Source organism: Streptomyces sp. NPDC007808 (assembly GCF_042868655.1).
Taxonomy (GTDB): domain Bacteria; phylum Actinomycetota; class Actinomycetes; order Streptomycetales; family Streptomycetaceae; genus Streptomyces.
On the sequence record NZ_JBIAEQ010000008.1, the window covers coordinates 33,108 to 50,261 of the forward strand.

Consider the following 17,154-nt stretch of genomic DNA (forward strand, 5'->3'; position numbering starts at 1 on the left):
TCACGCCCCCGGGGCGGGGTCGGGCGCGGGGGCGTCCCGCCGACCGGCCGCGCCGGACGGTCCTCCGGGCCCGTCCGGGGAGGTCTCGGCGGGCTCCTTGGGGCTGCCGCGCAGGATGGAGTTGCCCTCGTGGGTCGCCTCGGGGGCCGTGACGTCGAGGGTGAGACGGCCGCTGAGGCCGTAGAAGGCGACGGGGTTGCGCCACAGCACCTGGTCGACGTCGTCCTCGCCGAAGCCCTTGGCCAGCATCAGGTCGGCGACCTTGCGGGTCTTCAGGGGGTCGCTCCTGCCCCAGTCGGCGGCGGAGTTGACGAGCACCTGCTCGGTTCCGTAGGCGCGCAGGATCGCCACCATCCGCTCCTCGTCCATCTTGGTGTCGGGATAGACGGAGAAGCCCAGCCAGCAGCCGCTGTCCTTGGCCTCCTTGACCGTCGTCTCGTTGAGATGGTCGACGAGGACGTGATCCGGGGGCAGCGCGGACTCCCGGACGACATCGAGGGTGCGGCGCAGTCCGGCCAGCTTGTCGCGGTGCGGGGTGTGGACCAGCGCGGGCAGCTCGTGGTCGGCCGCGAGCTGGAGCTGGGCGGCGAGGGCGGTGTCCTCGGCGGGGGTCATCGAGTCGTAGCCGATCTCGCCCACGGCGACCACGCGGTCCTTGACCAGATAGCGGGGCAGTTCGTCGAGGACGGGGACACAGCGGGGGTCGTTCGCCTCCTTGGGGTTGAGGGCGAGCGTGCAGTGGTGGGCGATGCCGTACTGGGCGGCGCGGAAGGGCTCCCAGCCGAGCAGGGAGTCGAAGTAGTCGAGGAAGGAGGCGGGAGAGGTGCGGGGCTGGCCGAGCCAGAAGGAGGGCTCGACGAGGGCGCGGACGCCGGCGGCGTACATGGCCTCGTAGTCGTCGGTGGTGCGCGACGTCATGTGGATGTGGGGGTCGAAGAGGCGCATCAGGACTCCTTGCCGTCGGTTCCGCGGCTGCCGCGCGGGGCGGCGGGCGCGGGTGGGGTGGCCGCGGGGTCGGTGAGGGCCAGGACACGGTGCAGGTCGTCGGGTACGGGTCGGCCTGCGGCGGTGCGTTCGGCGGCGTAGTCGGCCACCATGCGGGCGAGTTCCGCGTCGTGGTGCGCGCGGCGGCCCAGGTCGCTCACGGTCTCGACGGGCACGCCCGTGAACAGGCACTTCAGTACGGCGTGCCGCCACTGGTGGGCGTCGAGGTGTCGGGCGGCATAAGGGCCGACGGCGGCGGCGAGGAGCCGGGTGTCGTTGGTACGCAGGGCGTCCTCGACGAGCGGCAGTGCTTGCGGGCCGGGCACGAGGTGCGGCAGGGCGTGCAGGACGGCGCGGCGTTCGTCGGCGGTGCCCTGGGCGTAGACCCGGGCGAGGGCGTCCGGGTCGGCCCGGGCCGCGTGCAGGATGAGGACACGGGCGGCGTCGGCGTGGTCCGGGCCGCAGCGGCGGCCGGCTTCCGCGATGCGCAGCTCCCAGACGGAGATGGGTCCGTGCGTCCCGGGGTGCGTGGCGGCTTCGTCGAGGGCCCTGTGGAGCCAGCCGCGGGCGGCGGCGCCGAGGCGCGCGGTGAGGTGGCCGCGCAGCTCGGCGAGCGAGGTGGGGGCGGATGTGATGCGGGAGGAGACGGGGTGGGTGGTGGTGGCCTGGGCGTTCGGCGGGCCCTCGGTATCGGCCGGGCCGCCGTCGGGGCGTGGCCGGGCCGTCGTGGTCGAGTCACGAGGGGTCTCGGGGCCGGCCTCGCCACCGGCTCCCGGGCCGGCCTCCCCGTCCTGCCGGCGGGAGAAGCTCGCGGTTCCCGGGGTGACCGCACCCGGGGTGGCCGGGTTGGTGCGGGGTTGCGTCATGAGGTGCTCCCTTCAGGGGTGGCGGAGGGATCGCCGGGAGGCGGGGCGAGTACGGGTGATCGGGTGGCCGTGGACTCGGCGCCGCGCAGGAACGGGAGGGAGAGCTCGGCGAAGTGAGGGCCCGCGTGGGAGTGACGGGGCAGTTCGACGACGGTCAGTCCCTGGTAGCCCGTGGCGGCGAGGGCGGCGAGCACCGGCGGGAAGTCGATCTCGCCTTCGCCGAAGGGCAGGTGTTCATGGACGCCGCGGCGCATGTCCTCGATCTGGACGTGTCGCAGCCAGGGTGCGACGGCGCGTACGCAGTCGGCCGGAGGGAGGGGTTCGAGGCACTGGCAGTGGCCGATGTCGAGAGTCAGGCCGAGGTGTTCCGGGTCGCCGAGCGCTCGGCGGAGCCGGTGGAAGTCGGCGATGGTGGCGAGGAGGTGGCCCGGTTCGGGTTCGACGGCGAGGGGAACGCCCGCGGTGCCGGCGGCCTCCAGGACCGGGGAGAGTGCGTCGGCCAGGTGGTCCCATGCCGTCTCGGGAGGTGTCGCGGGAGGAGTGGTCCCGCTGAAGCAGTGGACCGCGTGGGCGCCGAGGTCGGCGGCGACGCGGACGGCGCGGATCAGCAGGTCGACGCGGCGTGCGCGGTCGTCCGGGTCGGGGTCCAGCAGGGAGGGGCCGTGCTTGCGGCGGGGGTCGAGCACATAGCGGGCGCCGGTCTCCACGGTGACCTCCAGGCCGAGGGCGTCCAGCCGTGCCGCGAGGTGACGGGTGCGGGTGGCGAGGTCCGCGGCGAGGGGATCGAGGTGCATGTGGTCGAGCGTCAGGCCGACGCCGTCGTAGCCGAGGTCGGCGAGCAGGGCGAGGGCGTCGTCGAGGCGGAGGTCGGCGAGGCCGTTGGTGCCGTAGCCGAAGCGGAGCGGGGTGACGGCGGGCGTCCCGGGGCCGGGAGGAGCGTGCCGGGGTCCGGTGCGGTGAAGGCCGCCGTCGGCTGTCGGGGTGTCGGTCGGGTGGGCCGGAGTGGTCGTCGGGTGGTTCATGTGACGCTCACCGTCCTTGCGAACCGTCTGCCGAGTGGGGCGAGACCGGCGACGAGCAGGGCGGTGAGACCGGCTCCGGACCGGGCGGTCAGTGCGGCCTGCAGCGGGATCGTGGCGCGGATACCGCCGCCGACGGCTCGCTGGGTCAAAGGAGGTGACGGGTTGAGAGTGGCGTGGAGATAGGGGCGTGCGGCGGTGACGCCGTAGGCCGCCGCGAGGACCCTGCCCAGGGCGTCGGCAGGGGTGCGGCCGGTGGGGCCGGAGTCATGCCGGTGGCGTTGTGCGGGCGCGAGGGCGGCGTCCCTCGGGCCGACCGGGCCTTGGCCGACCGGGCCGTGGCCGTCCGGCCTGCGGTGAGCGGCCTCTGACCCGGCACCGTCGGCACGGGCGTCCGGCAGACCGCGGGCGGCTGTGCCGCGAGCGCCCGCCGACGGTCGCGCGGGGCGTCGTGTCAGCAGTCCGCTCAGGAGGGCCGTCGTGGTCAGGGCCGCGAGGGGTGCCAGGGACGAGCCGCCCTGCGTCTCCTGTCGGGACACCGTCGTGACGGCGAGGGCGTGCGTGCCGAGCAGGGCCGCGGACGGCAGGGCCGCTCTGGTGTGACCGCTCGTGGCGGCGGCGCCGAGGAGGAGGTCCAGGGCACGAGCGGCCGCCATGGCCGCGGGGCCGGCGGGCGTGTGCTTGAGGGCGAGATCGTAGGCCCAGACGGTCGCCGCGAGCGGCACGGCGACGGCGAGCGCGGGGCGGCCGGCGCGGGCTGCGAGGGCCAGACCGGCACCGGTCAGCCCACAGGCGGCCGTGAAGGCGGCGATGGGGTGGACGCGCCCGGACGGGAGGGGGCGTTGCGGGCGCTCCATGGCGTCCTCCGCGCGGTCCGCCCAGTCGTTGAGGGCCATGCCGGCCTCGTACAGGCACAGGGAGGAACCGATGGCGAGGAGAGTACGGCGGTCGGGGCGCCCGGCGGTCGCGGCGGCGCCCGCGAGGGCGTCACCCGGGACCGTGAACACGGCGGGCAGCCGCAGCAGTTCGGCCCAGGCGCGCACCCGCCGACGGTTCCCGGCCCCCGGGCCCTCCGGCCTCACCGCTGCTCCTCGGCCGGACGCGCACCGTCACGCGCCCTCACCCGACCCTCGCCAGCCCACCCGCCGGCCTCGGCAGAACGCGCACCGTCACGCGCCCTCACCCCACCCTCACCAGCCCACCCACCGCCCACCTCAGCAGAACGCCCACCGTCACGCGCCCTCACCCCACCCTCGCCGGCACACCCGCCGCCGGGTCCCGCTGCGTCTTGCGGTGGCTCGGCTCCGGCTCCCCGCAGCCGTTGCGCGAACCGCCCCAGGGCCGCGTACTGCTCTCCCAGTGCCGCGGGTCCCTCCCCCGCGGGGTCCTTGAAGTAGAAGCCGAGTTCGCCGAGCGGGCCGGACAGGCCCGTCTCGTGGGCCCGGGCGGTCAGGCGCGCCAGGTCTAGGACGAGAGGGGCGGCGAGGGAGGAGTCGCAGCCCTGCCAGATGGTCTGGAGGATCATGCGGGTGCCGAGGAAGCCGTCGAAGGCCACGTGGTCCCATGCGGTCTTCCAGTCGCCGAGCACGGGGACGTCGTCGATGTGGACCTCGCCCTCGGGCGGTGTGGCGAGGGTGTCGGCCAGCACCCGGTCCTTGCCGGCGTTCTTCGCCGCCGCGGCGGCCGGGTCGGCGAGGGCGGCGCCGTCGCCGCCGCCGAGAAGGTTGGTGCCGGACCAGGCGCGGACCGTCAGGGCCCGTTGCGTGAACATCGGGCCCAGCACGGACCGGAGCAGGGTCTGGCCCGTCTTGCCGTCGCGGCCCGCGTACGGCAGGCCGGTCGATGCCCGCAGGGATGCCAGCGCCGGGTGGTCCAGCCCTGTCGAGGGCGTGAAGTTCACGTACGGGCAGCCCGCGCGCAGGGCCGCCGCCGCGTACAGCGAACTCGGGGGCAGGGCGGCGCCGGTGGGCGAGGGCTCGGTGGAGGCGACGTTCACCACGACCGCCCTGCCGAGCCCGCACCGCCGTACGAAGTCCTCGATGTCGGAGGTGAAGGCGGCGATCAGGGCGGAATCGTCGCGTGTGTCGCCGGGGAGCGGGCCGCCGGGCCTGATCTCGCTGTCCGCGGCGGACAGTTCGGCCCGGACGGCCGTGGGCAGGCCCTGGGGCAGGACGCCGCCGGCCGCCAGGGCCTCGGCACGTTTGGGCAGGGGGCAGTCGACCGTGTCGTGGCCGCCGAAGACGAGGGACGACAGCGGGGGCAGCCCGCTGTCCGCGAACATCGGCGCCTCGGTGACCAGGCCCGTCGGTGGGTGCAGGCCCGCGGTGACGGCGGCGCACCCGGCGACGACGGTCGTGGCGACGGAGCCGCGGGCCCCGATCAGCCAGACCCCTACGCGTGCGGCGGACGGCGAAACGGACGCGGACATGGCAGCCTCCTTGTCGGGCGTCGTACGGGAACCCCGGTGTGCCGGGCCCTGGTGGGGGCCCGGTGGGGTGAAGGCGACGGGCGGGAGTCCGGCGTCCCCCGCCCGCCGCCGCTCAGTCGCCCTGCGAAGCCGCCGGTCCAGGGGCGGACCCGTCGGACCCGTCGGACCCGTCGGACCCGTCGGAGCCGTCGGACCCGTCGGACCCGTCGGACCTGGCGGACCCGGCGTACGCGCCGGACCGGGTGGACTTCGTGGGCAGTTCCTTGATCCGGACGTCACGGAAGGACACCTCGTCGTCGGCTCCGTGGTTCTGGAGGCCGATGTGTCCGTCTGTGAGGCTCCGGGCCGGGTCGGTGTTGGTGAAGTCGTTGATCTTCACGCCGTTGAGATAGACGCGGAGGCGTTCGCCCTCCACGCGGATCTCGTACGTGTTCCACTCCCCCGGCGGGTTCAGCGCGCGGTCGCGCTTGGCGAGATCGGCCGACTTGAAGCCGTACACCGCTCCGGTGGTGCGGTCGGCGGCGTCGGTCGCGTCGATCTGGATCTCGTACCCGTTGCCGACGGCCGACCACGGGTCGTCCGAGGGCGGGAAGCCCACGAACACACCGGAGTTGTCGTCGCCGGCCACCCTCCAGTCCAGCTTCAGGGAGTACGACCCGAAGCTCGCAGCGGCGTACCAGAGCATCCCCATGCCACCGGTCGACGTGAGGGTGCCGTCGCCGGCCAGGGCGAAGGAGCCCGGGCCCGCCTGCCGCCAGTTCCGCAGCGAGGCGGCGGTGCCGTCGAAGAGCGGCCGGTAGCCGTTCTCGGGGCGGCAGTCGGCCTGGGCGTCGCCGATGGCCCAGCGGATTCCGCCGAGCAGGTGTTCACGGAACTTCGGCTCGGCGTAGGACTCCTTGGTGTGGCCGCCCCCGGTGTAGAAGGCGCGGCCGCCCTGGTAGTTCTGGCACCAGGCGATGGGATGGTCGCCGTTCATGGTGCCGCCGGTGTACGAGGACTCGTCGAGGGACGCGAGGACATGGGCCCTGTCCCGCGGGTTGGAGCGGTAGTTGTACCACTCGTCCGTGCGGTTCCAGGTCCGCGCCAGACCCGACGTCGCCGGGTGGGCGTGGTCCTCGACGCGCACCGTGGCCGGCTGGATCGCCGGGTGGGACTGGAAGTAGGCGCCGGCGAGGCCGCCGTAGAACGCCCAGTCGTACTCGGTGTCGGCGGCGGCGTGGATGCCGACGTAGGCGCCGCCGCGCCGGATGTAGCTCTCGAAAGCCCGCTGCTGGGCGGGGTCGAGGACGTCTCCGGTGGTGGACAGGAAGACGACGGCGGCGTAACGGCGCAGGTTGGCGCCGGTGAAGGCCGCGGCGTCCTCCGTCGCGTCGACCGTGAAACCGCCGCTCTCGCCGAGCTGTTTCACCGCGGCGACGCCGTCGGGGATCGAGTCGTGGCGGAAGCCGGCCGTCTTGGAGAAGACCAGCACCCGTTCGGCCTCGTCGGGGGCCCCAGTGTCCTGCGAGTCCTGGGACGCGGCCGGTCCCGAGACGCAGCCGAGGAGTACGGCGGCTCCCATGATCGCCGTGGTGGTTCGTCCTGTGGGACGCATACGCATGCTCGGTGCCTCCTCTCAGCCGGTCGTGAAGGTGAAGTCGTCCACGTCGAACAGCGCGCCCGTGCCGCTCCCCTTGAACACGAGGTGGAGGGTGGTCGTGCCCCTGGGCGCGCGGGACAGGTCGGCGCTGACGTCCTGGAAGCTGTCCCAGCCGCCGGTCACCGGCACCGTCGCCTTGCCGAGCAGGGTGCCCGTCGAGGACCCGGCACGGACCTCCAGCGTGCCGCCCGCGCCGCCCGAGGAGATACGTGCGGTGATCTTCTTGGCGTTGCCGAGGTGGTACGGCGTGAAGGAGATCCAGTCCCCGTTGTGGACGTTGCCGACGGTCCTGCCGCCGTGCGCGGTGGCCTTGGTGATGACCGAGACGCCGGAGCCGTTGCCGAAGTGCTCGGCCTGGCGGTGCTTGGGCTGGGTGACGCTCTGGTCGTGTGTGGTGAGCGGGGCCTGGCCGCCGCCCCCGCCGTCGGTGTACTCGGCGTCCATGACGCCGAAGATGTTGGCGTCCTCGTCGTGGCCGCCGTCGGCGCTGGTCCTGATGGTGCCGGTGCAGCCGTTGGCCGAGGTCACGGGGTGGCCGTGGCTGTCGTGGCCGAGGATGAAGGTGACCTTGACCTTCGCGCAGTCGATGGTCCGGTCCTCGGGATCGCTGACCCGCACCTTGAACGGGATCGCGTCACCGAAGCTGAACAGCTGCCCGTCTCGGGGGAGTTCCAGCGTCACCGTCGGCGCGGTGTTGCCGACCACGATCTGCACGCTCGCACTGCCGGTGCGGCCCGAGGGGTCCTTGGCGGTGAGGGTCGCGGTGTAGGTGCCGTTCCTCTTGTAGCGGTACGACGGGTTCGCCTGGGTCGACTTGCCGCCGTCGCCGAAGTCCCAGCTGTAGGTCAGCGCGTCGCCGTCCTGGTCGGTGGTGCCCTCGGAGGAGAACTGCACCCTCAGCGGCGCCTGGCCGGACGTCCTGCTCGCCGCGACCTGAGCCACGGGAGAGTGGCCGTCGGTGGCGTTCTCGATGCGGTAGAGGCCCGAGTTCTCGTCGCCGCCGAACCAGGCGGTGCCGTAGTCGAGGACGTACAGTGCCCCGTCCGGGCCGAAGGCCATGTCCATGATCTGGGTGCCGGTCCACGGTACGTCGTTGATCGACTGCACCGTGCCGCCGTCGTCGCTGACGATCCGCTTGATCCAGCGGCGGCCGAACTCCCCGGCGAAGAAGTCGCCGTCGTAGGCCTCGGGGAACTTCACCGGCGAGTCGAGCGAGGCGTCGTAGCGGTAGACGGGGCCGCCCATCGGGGACTCGGAGCCGGTGCCGAACTCGGGCACGGAACCACCGTCGTACGGGATCCAGGCGGCCTGCGCCGGTGGCAGGTCGGTCAGGCCGGTGTTGTTCGGCGAGGTGTTCTTCGGGGCGGCGCAGTCGAAGGCGGCACCCGACTGGCCGGTGGCGAAGTCGTGATCGACGTAGGCGTCGTTGTCGCCCGTGCAGTACGGCCACCCGTAGTTGCCGGGGCCGGTGACGCGGGCGAACTCGACCTGGCCCGCCGGACCGCGTGCCGGGTCGGCGGCGCCGGCGTCGGGGCCGTAGTCGCCGACATAGAGGATCCCGGTCTCCTTGTCGACGCTGAAGCGGAACGGGTTGCGGAAGCCCATCGCGTAGATCTCGGGGCGCGTCTTGTCCGTGCCGGGTGCGAAGAGGTTGCCGTCGGGGATCGCGTACGAGCCGTCGGCGTTCACCTTGATCCGCAGGATCTTGCCGCGCAGGTCGTTGGTGTTGCCGGAGGAGCGCTGGGCGTCGAAGGCGGGGTTGCGGTTCGCGCGCTCGTCGATCGGGGTGAAGCCGTCCGACTGGAACGGATTGGTGTCGTCGCCCGTCGACAGATACAGGTTGCCCGCCGCGTCGAAGTCGATGTCACCGCCGACATGGCAGCACAGGCCGCGGGAGGCGGGGATGTCGAGGATCTTCTTCTCGCTGGCGGTGTCCAGTGTGCCGTCGGTCTTCAGGACGAAACGCGAGAGGCGGTTGACGCCGTCGAAGGGGGCGAAGTCGGCTGCCGTGCCGGTCGTGGGGGCGTCGCCCGCGGGGGTGTCGAGCGGGGGTGCGTAGTAGAGGTAGATGAAGCGGTTCTCGGCGAATCCGGGGTCGACGCCGACGCCCTGCAGGCCCTCCTCGTCGTGCGTGTACACCGAGAGCTTGCCCGCGAGCCTGGTGTTGCCGGCCGCGTCGGTGAGGCGCAGTTCGCCGTCGCGGGAGGTGTGCAGGACCGAGCGGTCCGGCAGGACGGCGAGCGACATGGGCTCGCCGACCTCCGGTTCGCCCTTGGCGAGGGTGACCTGCTGGAAGTCCTCGGCAGCGGCGGCAGCGGCGGCGCTCTCGTCGGCGACGGCTGCGCCGGCCCGGGGGGCGGTGAAGGTGAGGGTGGCGCCCGCCAGCAAGGTGCCGCTGAGCAGCGCCACCGTCTTGCGGAAGGACAGCCGTGGTCTGTGGGTCTCGTTTCTCTCGATGCTGGTGGTGCGGTCGTTCCCGTGCACGAGTGCCTCCAGAATGGGGCCGGTTGTACGGGCGGGTGCGTGCGCCGGGATGCGCCGTCATCCCGGACCGGTGAGAAGCGGGGTCAGTTACCGAACGCCGCGTCGAAGGAGGCCGACGGCGGCTCGAAGTCGTACGCCTTGAGGCGGGTCAGCGCCTCGGGGGCGCCCTGGAGCCGGTCCATGCCGGCGTCCTCCCACTCGACGGAGATCGGGCCCTGGTAGCCGATGGAGCGCAGCATCCGGAAGACGTCCTCCCAGGGGACGTCCCCGTGCCCGGCCGACACGAAGTCCCAGCCCCTGCGCGGGTCGCCCCACGGCAGGTGGGAACCGAGGCGGCCGTTACGGCCGTCGAGGCGCTTGCGGGCCTCCTTGCAGTCGACGTGGTAGATCCGGTCGCGGAAGTCCCACAGGAAGCCGACCGGGTCGAGGTCCTGCCACACGAAGTGCGACGGGTCGAAGTTCAGCCCGAAAGCGGGACGGTTGCCGACGGCATCCAGGGCGCGCCGGGTCGTCCAGTAGTCGTAGGCGATCTCGCTCGGGTGGACCTCGTGTGCGAACCGCACGCCCTCGGCGTCGAAGACGTCCAGGATGGGGTTCCAGCGCTCGGCGAAGTCGTCGTAGCCCCGTTCGATCATCGACTCGGGGGCGGGCGGGAACATCGCGACCAGGTGCCAGATGGCGGAGCCGGTGAAGCCGATCACGGTGTCGACGCCGAAGGCGGCAGCGGCCCGTGCGGTGTCCTTCATACGGTTCGCGGCGCGCCGGCGGACCCCTTCCGGATCTCCGTCGCCCCACACGTCGCCGGGCAGGATGGCCCGGTGGCGCTCGTCGATGATGGCGTCGCAGACGGCCTGGCCGACCAGGTGGTTGGAGATGGCCCAGCACTTGAGGCCGTACTTGTCGAGGAGCTGGTGCCTCGACTCCACGTACGAGGGGTCACCGAGTGCCTTGTCGACCTCGAAGTGGTCGCCCCAGCAGGCGAGTTCGAGTCCGTCGTAGCCGAAGTCGCGGGCGAGCCGACAGACCTCCTCCAGCGGCAGGTCGGCCCACTGACCGGTGAACAGCGTGAACGTGCGCGGCATGCGCGTCAGCCTCCTCAGACCGCTATCGGGGTGTACACGGAGTTCTTCTCGGCGCTCTCCTCCACCGCCGCCAGGACGCGCTGCACCTGGAGCCCGTCGGCGAAGGAGGGTTCGGGCCGACGGCCCTCCGCGATGGCGTGGACCAGGTCGCGGGCCTGGTGGACGAAGGTGTGCTCGTAGCCGAGTCCGTGGCCCGGCGGCCACCAGGCGTCCAGGTAGGGGTGGTCGGGTTCGGTGACGAGGATGCGGCGGAAGCCGGCCTCGGCGCCGGGCTGGGTGGCGTCGTGGAAGGACAGTTCGTTGAGGCGTTCCAGGTCGAAGGCGACCGAACCGCGCTCCCCGTTGAGCTCGATGCGCAGGGCGTTCTTGCGGCCGGTGGCGTAGCGGGTGGCCTCGAAGGTGGCGAGGGCGCCGGAGGGGAAGCGGGCCGTGAACAGCGCGGCGTCGTCGACGGTGACCTGTCCGGTGCCGGCGGCCGAGACGGCGGACAGTCCGCTGGTGGCGCCGGTGGGCAGGGGGCGCTGCCGTACGAAGGTCTCCGTCAGCGCGGAGACGCCCGCCAGCCGCTCCCCCGTCAGGTACTGCGCGAGGTCGATGATGTGCGCGCCCAGGTCGCCGAGGGAGCCGGAGCCGGCCTGTTCCTTGCGCAGCCGCCAGGTCAGCGGGAAGTCCGGGTCGACCAGCCAGTCCTGGAGGTACGTCACGCGTACGTGCCGCAGTGCGCCCAGGCGTCCGTCGGCGACCATCCGGCGGGCCAGGGCGGTGGCCGGGACCCGCCGGTAGTTGAAACCGACCATCGCCACCTGGCCCCGTGCATACGCCTCCTCGGCCGCCCGCGCCATCGAGGTGGCCTCCTCGACGGTGTTGGCGAGGGGCTTCTCGCACAGGACGTGCTTGCCGGCGGCCAGGGCGGCCAACGCGATCTCGGCGTGGCTGTCGCCGGGTGTGCAGATGTCGACGAGGTCGATGTCGTCCCGTTCGACGAGGGCACGCCAGTCGGTCTCGACGGACGCCCAGCCGTGCCGGTCGGCCGCCCCCTGTACGGCCGTCCGGTCCCGGCCGCAGATCACGGCCTGCACGGGGCTCAGCGGCAGGTCGAAGACGCGGCCCGCGGTGCGCCAGCCCTGGGAGTGGGCGGCACCCATGAAGGCGTAGCCCACCATCCCCACGCGCAGGGGTGGCCTGTCTGCCTCGGTCCCTTCTGGCTGCTGCGGCTGTCCCATACGGGTGTCCTCCTCGTCCTGGTCGGGGTGGCGCACGTGGGGGGTGCGGGCCGGATCACTTGAAGCCGGTGGACATGTACTGGTCGACGTTGGCCTTGTCGACGACCGCCGAGTAGAGCGTGATCGAGGCGGGGATCTCGAACTCCGCCATGCCGCCGACGCCCTTGCCCTGGCCGAGGGCGCGGGCCAGGTCGATCGCGGAGGCGGCCATGGTCGGCGGGTACAGGACGGTGGCCTTGAGGACGCCGTCGTCCTGCTCGATGGCCTGGAAGGCGGACAGGGCACCCGCGCCGCCGACCATCAGGAAGTCGTCACGTCCGGCCTGTTCGATGGCGCGCAGCGCGCCCACGCCCTGGTCGTCGTCGTGGTTCCACAGCGCGTCGAACTTCGACTGGGCCTGGAGCAGCTGGGCCATCTTGGCCTGTCCGGACTCGACGGTGAACTCGGCGGCCTGGCGCGCGACCTTCTTGATGTTGGGGTAGTTCTTCAGGGCGTCGTCGAAGCCCTGGGTGCGTTGCTTGGTCAGCTCCAGGTTGTCCAGTCCGGCCAGTTCGATGACCTTGGCGTCGGACTTCCCCTTGAGCTTCTCGCCGATGTAGTGCCCGGCGTTCAGGCCCATCCCGTAGTTGTCTCCGCCGATCCAGCAGCGGTACGCCTGCGGGGTGTTGAAGATCCGGTCCAGGTTGATGACCGGTATGCCCGCGCGCATCGCCTTCAGGCCGACCTGGGTGAGCGCCTTGCCGTCGGCGGGCAGCACCACGAGCACGTCGACCTTCTTGTTGATCAGCGTCTCGATCTGGCCGATCTGCGCGGCGGTGTCGTTGGACCCCTCGGTGATCTCCAGCGTCACGTCGGAGTACTTCTTCGCCCGGCTCTTGGCGTTGTCGTTGATGGCGTTGAGCCAGCCGTGGTCGGCCTGCGGTCCGGCGAAGCCGATCGTGACCTGCTTGCCGGGCTTGTCGTCGGCGGCCGGCTGGTCGTTCGCGGCCGGTTCGTCCTTGGGCTCGTTGCTCGTGCAACCGGTGAGGAGGGCACCCGCGCCCATGGCGGCGGTCCCGAAGAGCAGCCCTCTGCGACTGGTGAGCTCTGACATGGCGGTGAACCCTTTCCTCAGGTCGTGCTCGCGGTACGGCGCTGGACCAGCACGGCGGCGACGATGATCGCGCCCTTGGCGATCTGCTGGACGTCGCTCTGCAGGTTGTTCAGGGCGAAGATGTTGGTGATCGTGGTGAAGATCAGGACGCCGAGCACGGAGCCGGTGATGGTGCCGCGACCTCCGCTGAGCAGCGTGCCGCCGATGATCGCGGCCGCGATGGCATCGAGTTCGTAGAGGTTGCCGTTGGTGTTCTGGCCCGAGCCGGACAGGATGATCAGCAGGAAGGCGGCGATGCCGCAGCACAGTCCGGACAGCAGGTAGAGGTAGAGCCGCTGGCGGCGGACGTCGATACCGGCGAGCCGGGCCGCCTCGGCGTTGCCGCCAACGGCGACCGTGCGCCGCCCGAAGGTGGTGCGGTTCAGCACGAGCCAGCCGATGATCGTCACGACCGCGAACACCATGACGAGCGGCGGGATGCCCAGCACGTACGCGTCGCGCTCACCGAGGTCCAGCACGGAGGGCACGGTGACGATCTGCGTCTTGCCGTCCGTGATCTGCAGCGCCAGTCCGCGCGCGGAGGCCAGCATGGCGAGCGTGGCGATGAACGGGACCATCGCGCCGTACGCGATGAGCATCCCGTTGACCAGGCCGCATCCCACGCCGACGATCACCGCCGTGAAGAGGATGCCGCCGAAGCCGTACTCCTGGGTCGCGACCGTCGTCGCCCAGACCGAGGCGAGGGCGACGATCGCGCCGACGGACAGGTCGATGCCGCCGGAGGTGATGACGAAGGTCATGCCGACGGTGACGACGCCGATCACGGACGCCTGGGTGAGGACGAGTTGGAGGTTACGGGTGTCCAGGAACTCGTCCGGCTTGGTGATGCCGCCGATGAGGATCAGTACGGCGAGGACGCCGAGCAGGGAGAGGGTGCGCACATCGGCGCGGGCCGTCAGGCCCCGCCAGGCGGGTGGCGCGCCGGCCGACGGCACCTTGCCGGTGCTGTCCCGGGGCGGGGAGGCGTGCTGCGTCATGACGCCGGGCTTCCTTCCATGACGAGGTCGAGTACGCGGTGTTCGTCGAGTTCACGGGCCGGTGCGGTGTGGACCACGCGGCCTTCGCGCAGGACCAGCACGCGGTCGGCGAGGCCCAGCACTTCGGGCACCTCGCTGGAGACCAGCAGCACGGCGAGACCTTCGTCGGCCAACCTGCGCACCACCGCGTACAGTTCGGCGCGGGCGCCGACGTCGACGCCGCGTGTGGGTTCGTCGAGCAGCAGGACGCGGCAGCCGCGCAGCAGCCAGCGGGCCAGGACGGCCTTCTGCTGGTTGCCGCCGGAGAGGGTGCGCACCGGCGCGGACGGGTTGTCCGGCCGCAGCGACAGCTCGCGGGTGGCGGCCCGGGCGGCCCTCATCTCGGCGGCCCGGTCGATCCAGCCGCCGCGGGAGAAACGGGACATGGACGACACCGACACGTTGTGGGTGACCGACTCCAGCATCAGCAGCGCCTGCGCCTTGCGCTCCTCGGGGGCGAGCCCGAGCCCGGCGCGTACGGCGGCCCGCACGCTGCCGGCCCTGAGCGCCCGCCCCTCCACGAGGACCTGACCGGCGGTCGGCCTGCGGGCACCGTAGATCGTCTCCAGGATCTCCGAGCGCCCCGACCCCACGAGTCCGGCGAGACCGACGATCTCGCCGGGCCGGACGGTCAGGTCGAGGGGCGCGAACTCGCCGTCCCTGGTGAGTCCGCGCACCTCCAGCAGTGGCTTACCCTCCCTGTCGCCGTCGGTCGGCCGCTCGGGGAAGACGTACTCGACGTTGCGCCCCGTCATCAGCGCCACGACCTCGCGCGTCGGCGTCGTCTTCGCGGGCAGCCCGCCCGCCACCGCCCGCCCGTCCTTCAGCACCGTCACCCGGTCGCCGATCCGGCGGATCTCCTCCAGCCGGTGGGAGATGTAGACGACGGCGACACCCTCGGCGGTCAGGTCGCCGACGATGCGGAAGAGGTTGTCGACCTCGTCCGGGTCGAGGGCGGCGGACGGTTCGTCCATCACGATCAGCCGGACCTCGTGCGAGAGCGCCCGCGCCATGGACACGATCTGCTGCTGCGCGGCGGACAACTCGCCGACCAGGCGGGCCGGATCGATCTCCGGGTGCCCGAGTCGCTTGAGCAGCAGCGCCGTTGCCGCGCGCGCCGCTTTTCCGCGTACGACGAAGCCGGCGGCCGTGGGTTCGTGGCCGAGGTGGACGTTCTCGGCGACCGAGAGGTGCTCCACCAGGTCGAGTTCCTGGTAGATGGTGGCGATGCCGAGGCGCATGGCGGCGATGGGCGAGCGGAGGGTGACCGCCTCGCCGCGCCAGTGGATGGTGCCGGTGTCGGGCTGGTGGGCGCCGGCCAGCACCTTGATGAGGGTGGACTTTCCGGCCCCGTTCTGGCCGAGCAGGCAGTGCACCTCACCGGCCTGGACGTCGAGGTCGACGCCGTCGAGGGCCCGGACTCCGGGGAACGACTTGGTGATGCCGGACATGCTGAGCAGCGGTGGTTCTGGTGCCATGAGGTCCCCTTGGCGGGCGTGCGGGCCGGTTTCAGGGCGGTCCCCTCGCGGGGCGGCTCTTTTCAGGCAGGGCGGAGCAGAGCAGCGGACTGTGCGGGTGAGCTGTACCGGGCGGTGCTTGGCCGCACCGAGTGGTACCGGGCCGTGCTGAGCCGTACTGAGTGGTGCCGGGTGTGCGAGCCGGAACGAGGTGGTACGAGGCGTGCGAGCCGAGCTGGGCTGGTACGAGGCGTGCGAGCCGTGCTGGGCTGGTACGAGACGTGCGGCCTTACTGGGGTGGTACGAGGCGTGCGAGCCGTGCTGGGCTGGTACGAGGCGTGCGAGCCGTACTGGTGTGCTGCCGAGCGGTGCTTACGCGGGTGAGAACAAGTGGTCGCTGATGAGCCGGGCCGCGCCGATGACTCCGGCGGTGGGGCCCAACTCACCCAGCACGATGGGCAGGTTGCCGGTCGCCAGGGGCAGCGACTGGCGGTAGACCTGGGTGCGGATCGCGGCGAGCAGGGTGTGGCCGAGGCCGGTCACCCCACCGCCGATCACCACCAGGCCGGGGTTGAAGAAGCTGACGAGGCCGGCGATGACCTGTCCGACGCGGTTGCCGCCCTCGCGGATCAGGTCGAGCGCGGTGGCGTCGCCCGCGGCCGCCGCGGCGGCCACGTCGGACGCGGTCAGGGTGCCGTTCGCCTCCAGCCGCGCCGCGAGTTCCTCCGACCGCCCCTGCTGGGCCGCCTCCACGGCGTCCCGGGCGAGGGCCGCCCCGCTGAAGTGGGCCTCCAGACAACCCCGGTTGCCACAGGCGCAGGGACGGCCGTCGGGCACGGCCTGGATGTGCCCGATGTCGCCCGCGCTGCCGGTGACACCGCGGTGGACGTCACCGCCGGCGACGATGCCGCAGCCGATGCCGGTACCGATCTTGACGCAGAGGAAGTCGCCCACGGAGCGTGCGACGCCCGCGTGCTGCTCCCCCATCGCCATGAGGTTCACGTCGTTGTCGACCATGACCGGGCAGCCGAGTTCCTGACTGAGCGCCTCCCGCACGGGGAAGCCGTCCCAGCCCGGCATGATCGGCGGGGCCACCGGGACGCCCTCGGGGAAGCGGACCGGGCCCGGGACGCCGATGCCGGCGCCGTCGTATCCCTCCGCGAGCCCCGAGGCCCTCAACTTCGCCGCCATGGACAGGACTTGCTCGAAGACCGCGACCGGTCCCTCGCGGACGTCCATGGGCTGGTTGAGGTGACCGAGGATCTCCAGCTCGGCGTTGGTGACGGCGACGTCGACCGAGGTCGCGCCGATGTCGACGCCGAGGAAACGCAGTCCGGGGTTGAGCCGGATGTTGTGGGAGCGGCGCCCGCCGCGCGAGGCGGCGAGTCCGTCGGCCACGACGAGGCCCGTCTCCAGCAGCCGGTCGACCTCCACGGCAAGTTTGGACCGCGAGAGGTCGATCTGGTCGCCCAGTTGGGCACGGGAGTGGGGCCCCCCGTCGCGCAGCAGCTTGAGCAGCCTGGCCTGGTGGGCGTTCGCGGGTCGCGCCGTCATGCGTCTCACGAGCCCCTCCCCGCCTCATTCGGCCTGTGCGCGCCGGGTTTCGGCCACGTGGTGGCCTGCTTTCGAGGGGAACGTAGCAGCGGCCGCCGGGAGTGGGAAGAAGTAGCGCAGAGATTGCCGTCAACTTTCTCCACTCACAGGACAAAGACGGACCGGGGAGCAGCCCGCCGGTGGTACTGCAACCTGCCCGGTGATCCTGCGAACCTGCCCGGTGATCCCGCGGCCTGACCGGCGGTCCCG

General features: G+C 72.2%; 13 protein-coding genes. All 13 read right to left on the reverse strand.

Features of this window, described 5'->3' with window-relative positions:
- Entirely contained in the window at positions 1-945 is a 945-nt protein-coding gene (locus ACFYNL_RS28490; protein WP_388808028.1) for a TatD family hydrolase, read from the reverse strand.
- Positions 945-1,850: an EboA domain-containing protein gene (locus tag ACFYNL_RS28495; protein WP_388808030.1), complete on the reverse strand. Its 906-nt coding sequence runs from the start codon at positions 1,848-1,850 to the stop codon at positions 945-947. Before ACFYNL_RS28495 ends, ACFYNL_RS28490 begins: the two co-directional genes overlap by 1 nt.
- Positions 1,847-2,872 (reverse strand): sugar phosphate isomerase/epimerase family protein, encoded by a 1,026-nt coding sequence (locus tag ACFYNL_RS28500; RefSeq protein WP_388808032.1) that lies wholly within the window; start codon positions 2,870-2,872, stop codon positions 1,847-1,849. The genes ACFYNL_RS28495 and ACFYNL_RS28500 overlap by 4 nt, the downstream gene beginning before the upstream one ends.
- Positions 2,869-3,951: an SCO3242 family prenyltransferase gene (locus ACFYNL_RS28505; RefSeq protein WP_388808033.1), complete on the reverse strand. Its 1,083-nt coding sequence runs from the start codon at positions 3,949-3,951 to the stop codon at positions 2,869-2,871. Before ACFYNL_RS28505 ends, ACFYNL_RS28500 begins: the two co-directional genes overlap by 4 nt.
- The gene (locus ACFYNL_RS28510; RefSeq protein ID WP_388808035.1) at positions 3,948-5,297 is read right to left on the reverse strand and encodes an inositol-3-phosphate synthase; all 1,350 of its coding nucleotides are present in this window, start codon (positions 5,295-5,297) and stop codon (positions 3,948-3,950) included. Before ACFYNL_RS28510 ends, ACFYNL_RS28505 begins: the two co-directional genes overlap by 4 nt.
- A 112-nt stretch (positions 5,298-5,409) precedes the next feature.
- Entirely contained in the window at positions 5,410-6,891 is a 1,482-nt protein-coding gene (locus ACFYNL_RS28515; protein ID WP_388809062.1) for a ThuA domain-containing protein, read from the reverse strand.
- Positions 6,892-6,912: 21 nt separating this feature from the next.
- The gene (locus ACFYNL_RS28520; protein ID WP_388808036.1) at positions 6,913-9,420 is read right to left on the reverse strand and encodes a PQQ-dependent sugar dehydrogenase; all 2,508 of its coding nucleotides are present in this window, start codon (positions 9,418-9,420) and stop codon (positions 6,913-6,915) included.
- A gap of 83 nt (positions 9,421-9,503) precedes the next feature.
- Positions 9,504-10,502: a sugar phosphate isomerase/epimerase family protein gene (locus ACFYNL_RS28525; protein ID WP_388808038.1), complete on the reverse strand. Its 999-nt coding sequence runs from the start codon at positions 10,500-10,502 to the stop codon at positions 9,504-9,506.
- Positions 10,503-10,516: 14 nt separating this feature from the next.
- The gene (locus tag ACFYNL_RS28530; protein ID WP_388808039.1) at positions 10,517-11,725 is read right to left on the reverse strand and encodes a Gfo/Idh/MocA family protein; all 1,209 of its coding nucleotides are present in this window, start codon (positions 11,723-11,725) and stop codon (positions 10,517-10,519) included.
- Between the two features lie 55 nt (positions 11,726-11,780).
- Positions 11,781-12,818 (reverse strand): substrate-binding domain-containing protein, encoded by a 1,038-nt coding sequence (locus ACFYNL_RS28535; protein ID WP_388808041.1) that lies wholly within the window; start codon positions 12,816-12,818, stop codon positions 11,781-11,783.
- 17 nt (positions 12,819-12,835) lie between these two features.
- On the reverse strand, positions 12,836-13,855 hold the full coding sequence (locus ACFYNL_RS28540) for an ABC transporter permease (protein ID WP_388808042.1): 1,020 nt from the start codon (positions 13,853-13,855) through the stop codon (positions 12,836-12,838).
- Entirely contained in the window at positions 13,852-15,372 is a 1,521-nt protein-coding gene (locus ACFYNL_RS28545) for a sugar ABC transporter ATP-binding protein (RefSeq protein ID WP_388808043.1), read from the reverse strand. Before ACFYNL_RS28545 ends, ACFYNL_RS28540 begins: the two co-directional genes overlap by 4 nt.
- Before the next feature lie 351 nt (positions 15,373-15,723).
- A complete protein-coding gene (locus ACFYNL_RS28550; RefSeq protein WP_388809065.1) occupies positions 15,724-16,905 on the reverse strand; it encodes an ROK family protein in 1,182 nt (393 codons plus the stop codon).
- Between the last annotated feature and the right edge of the window lie 249 nt (positions 16,906-17,154).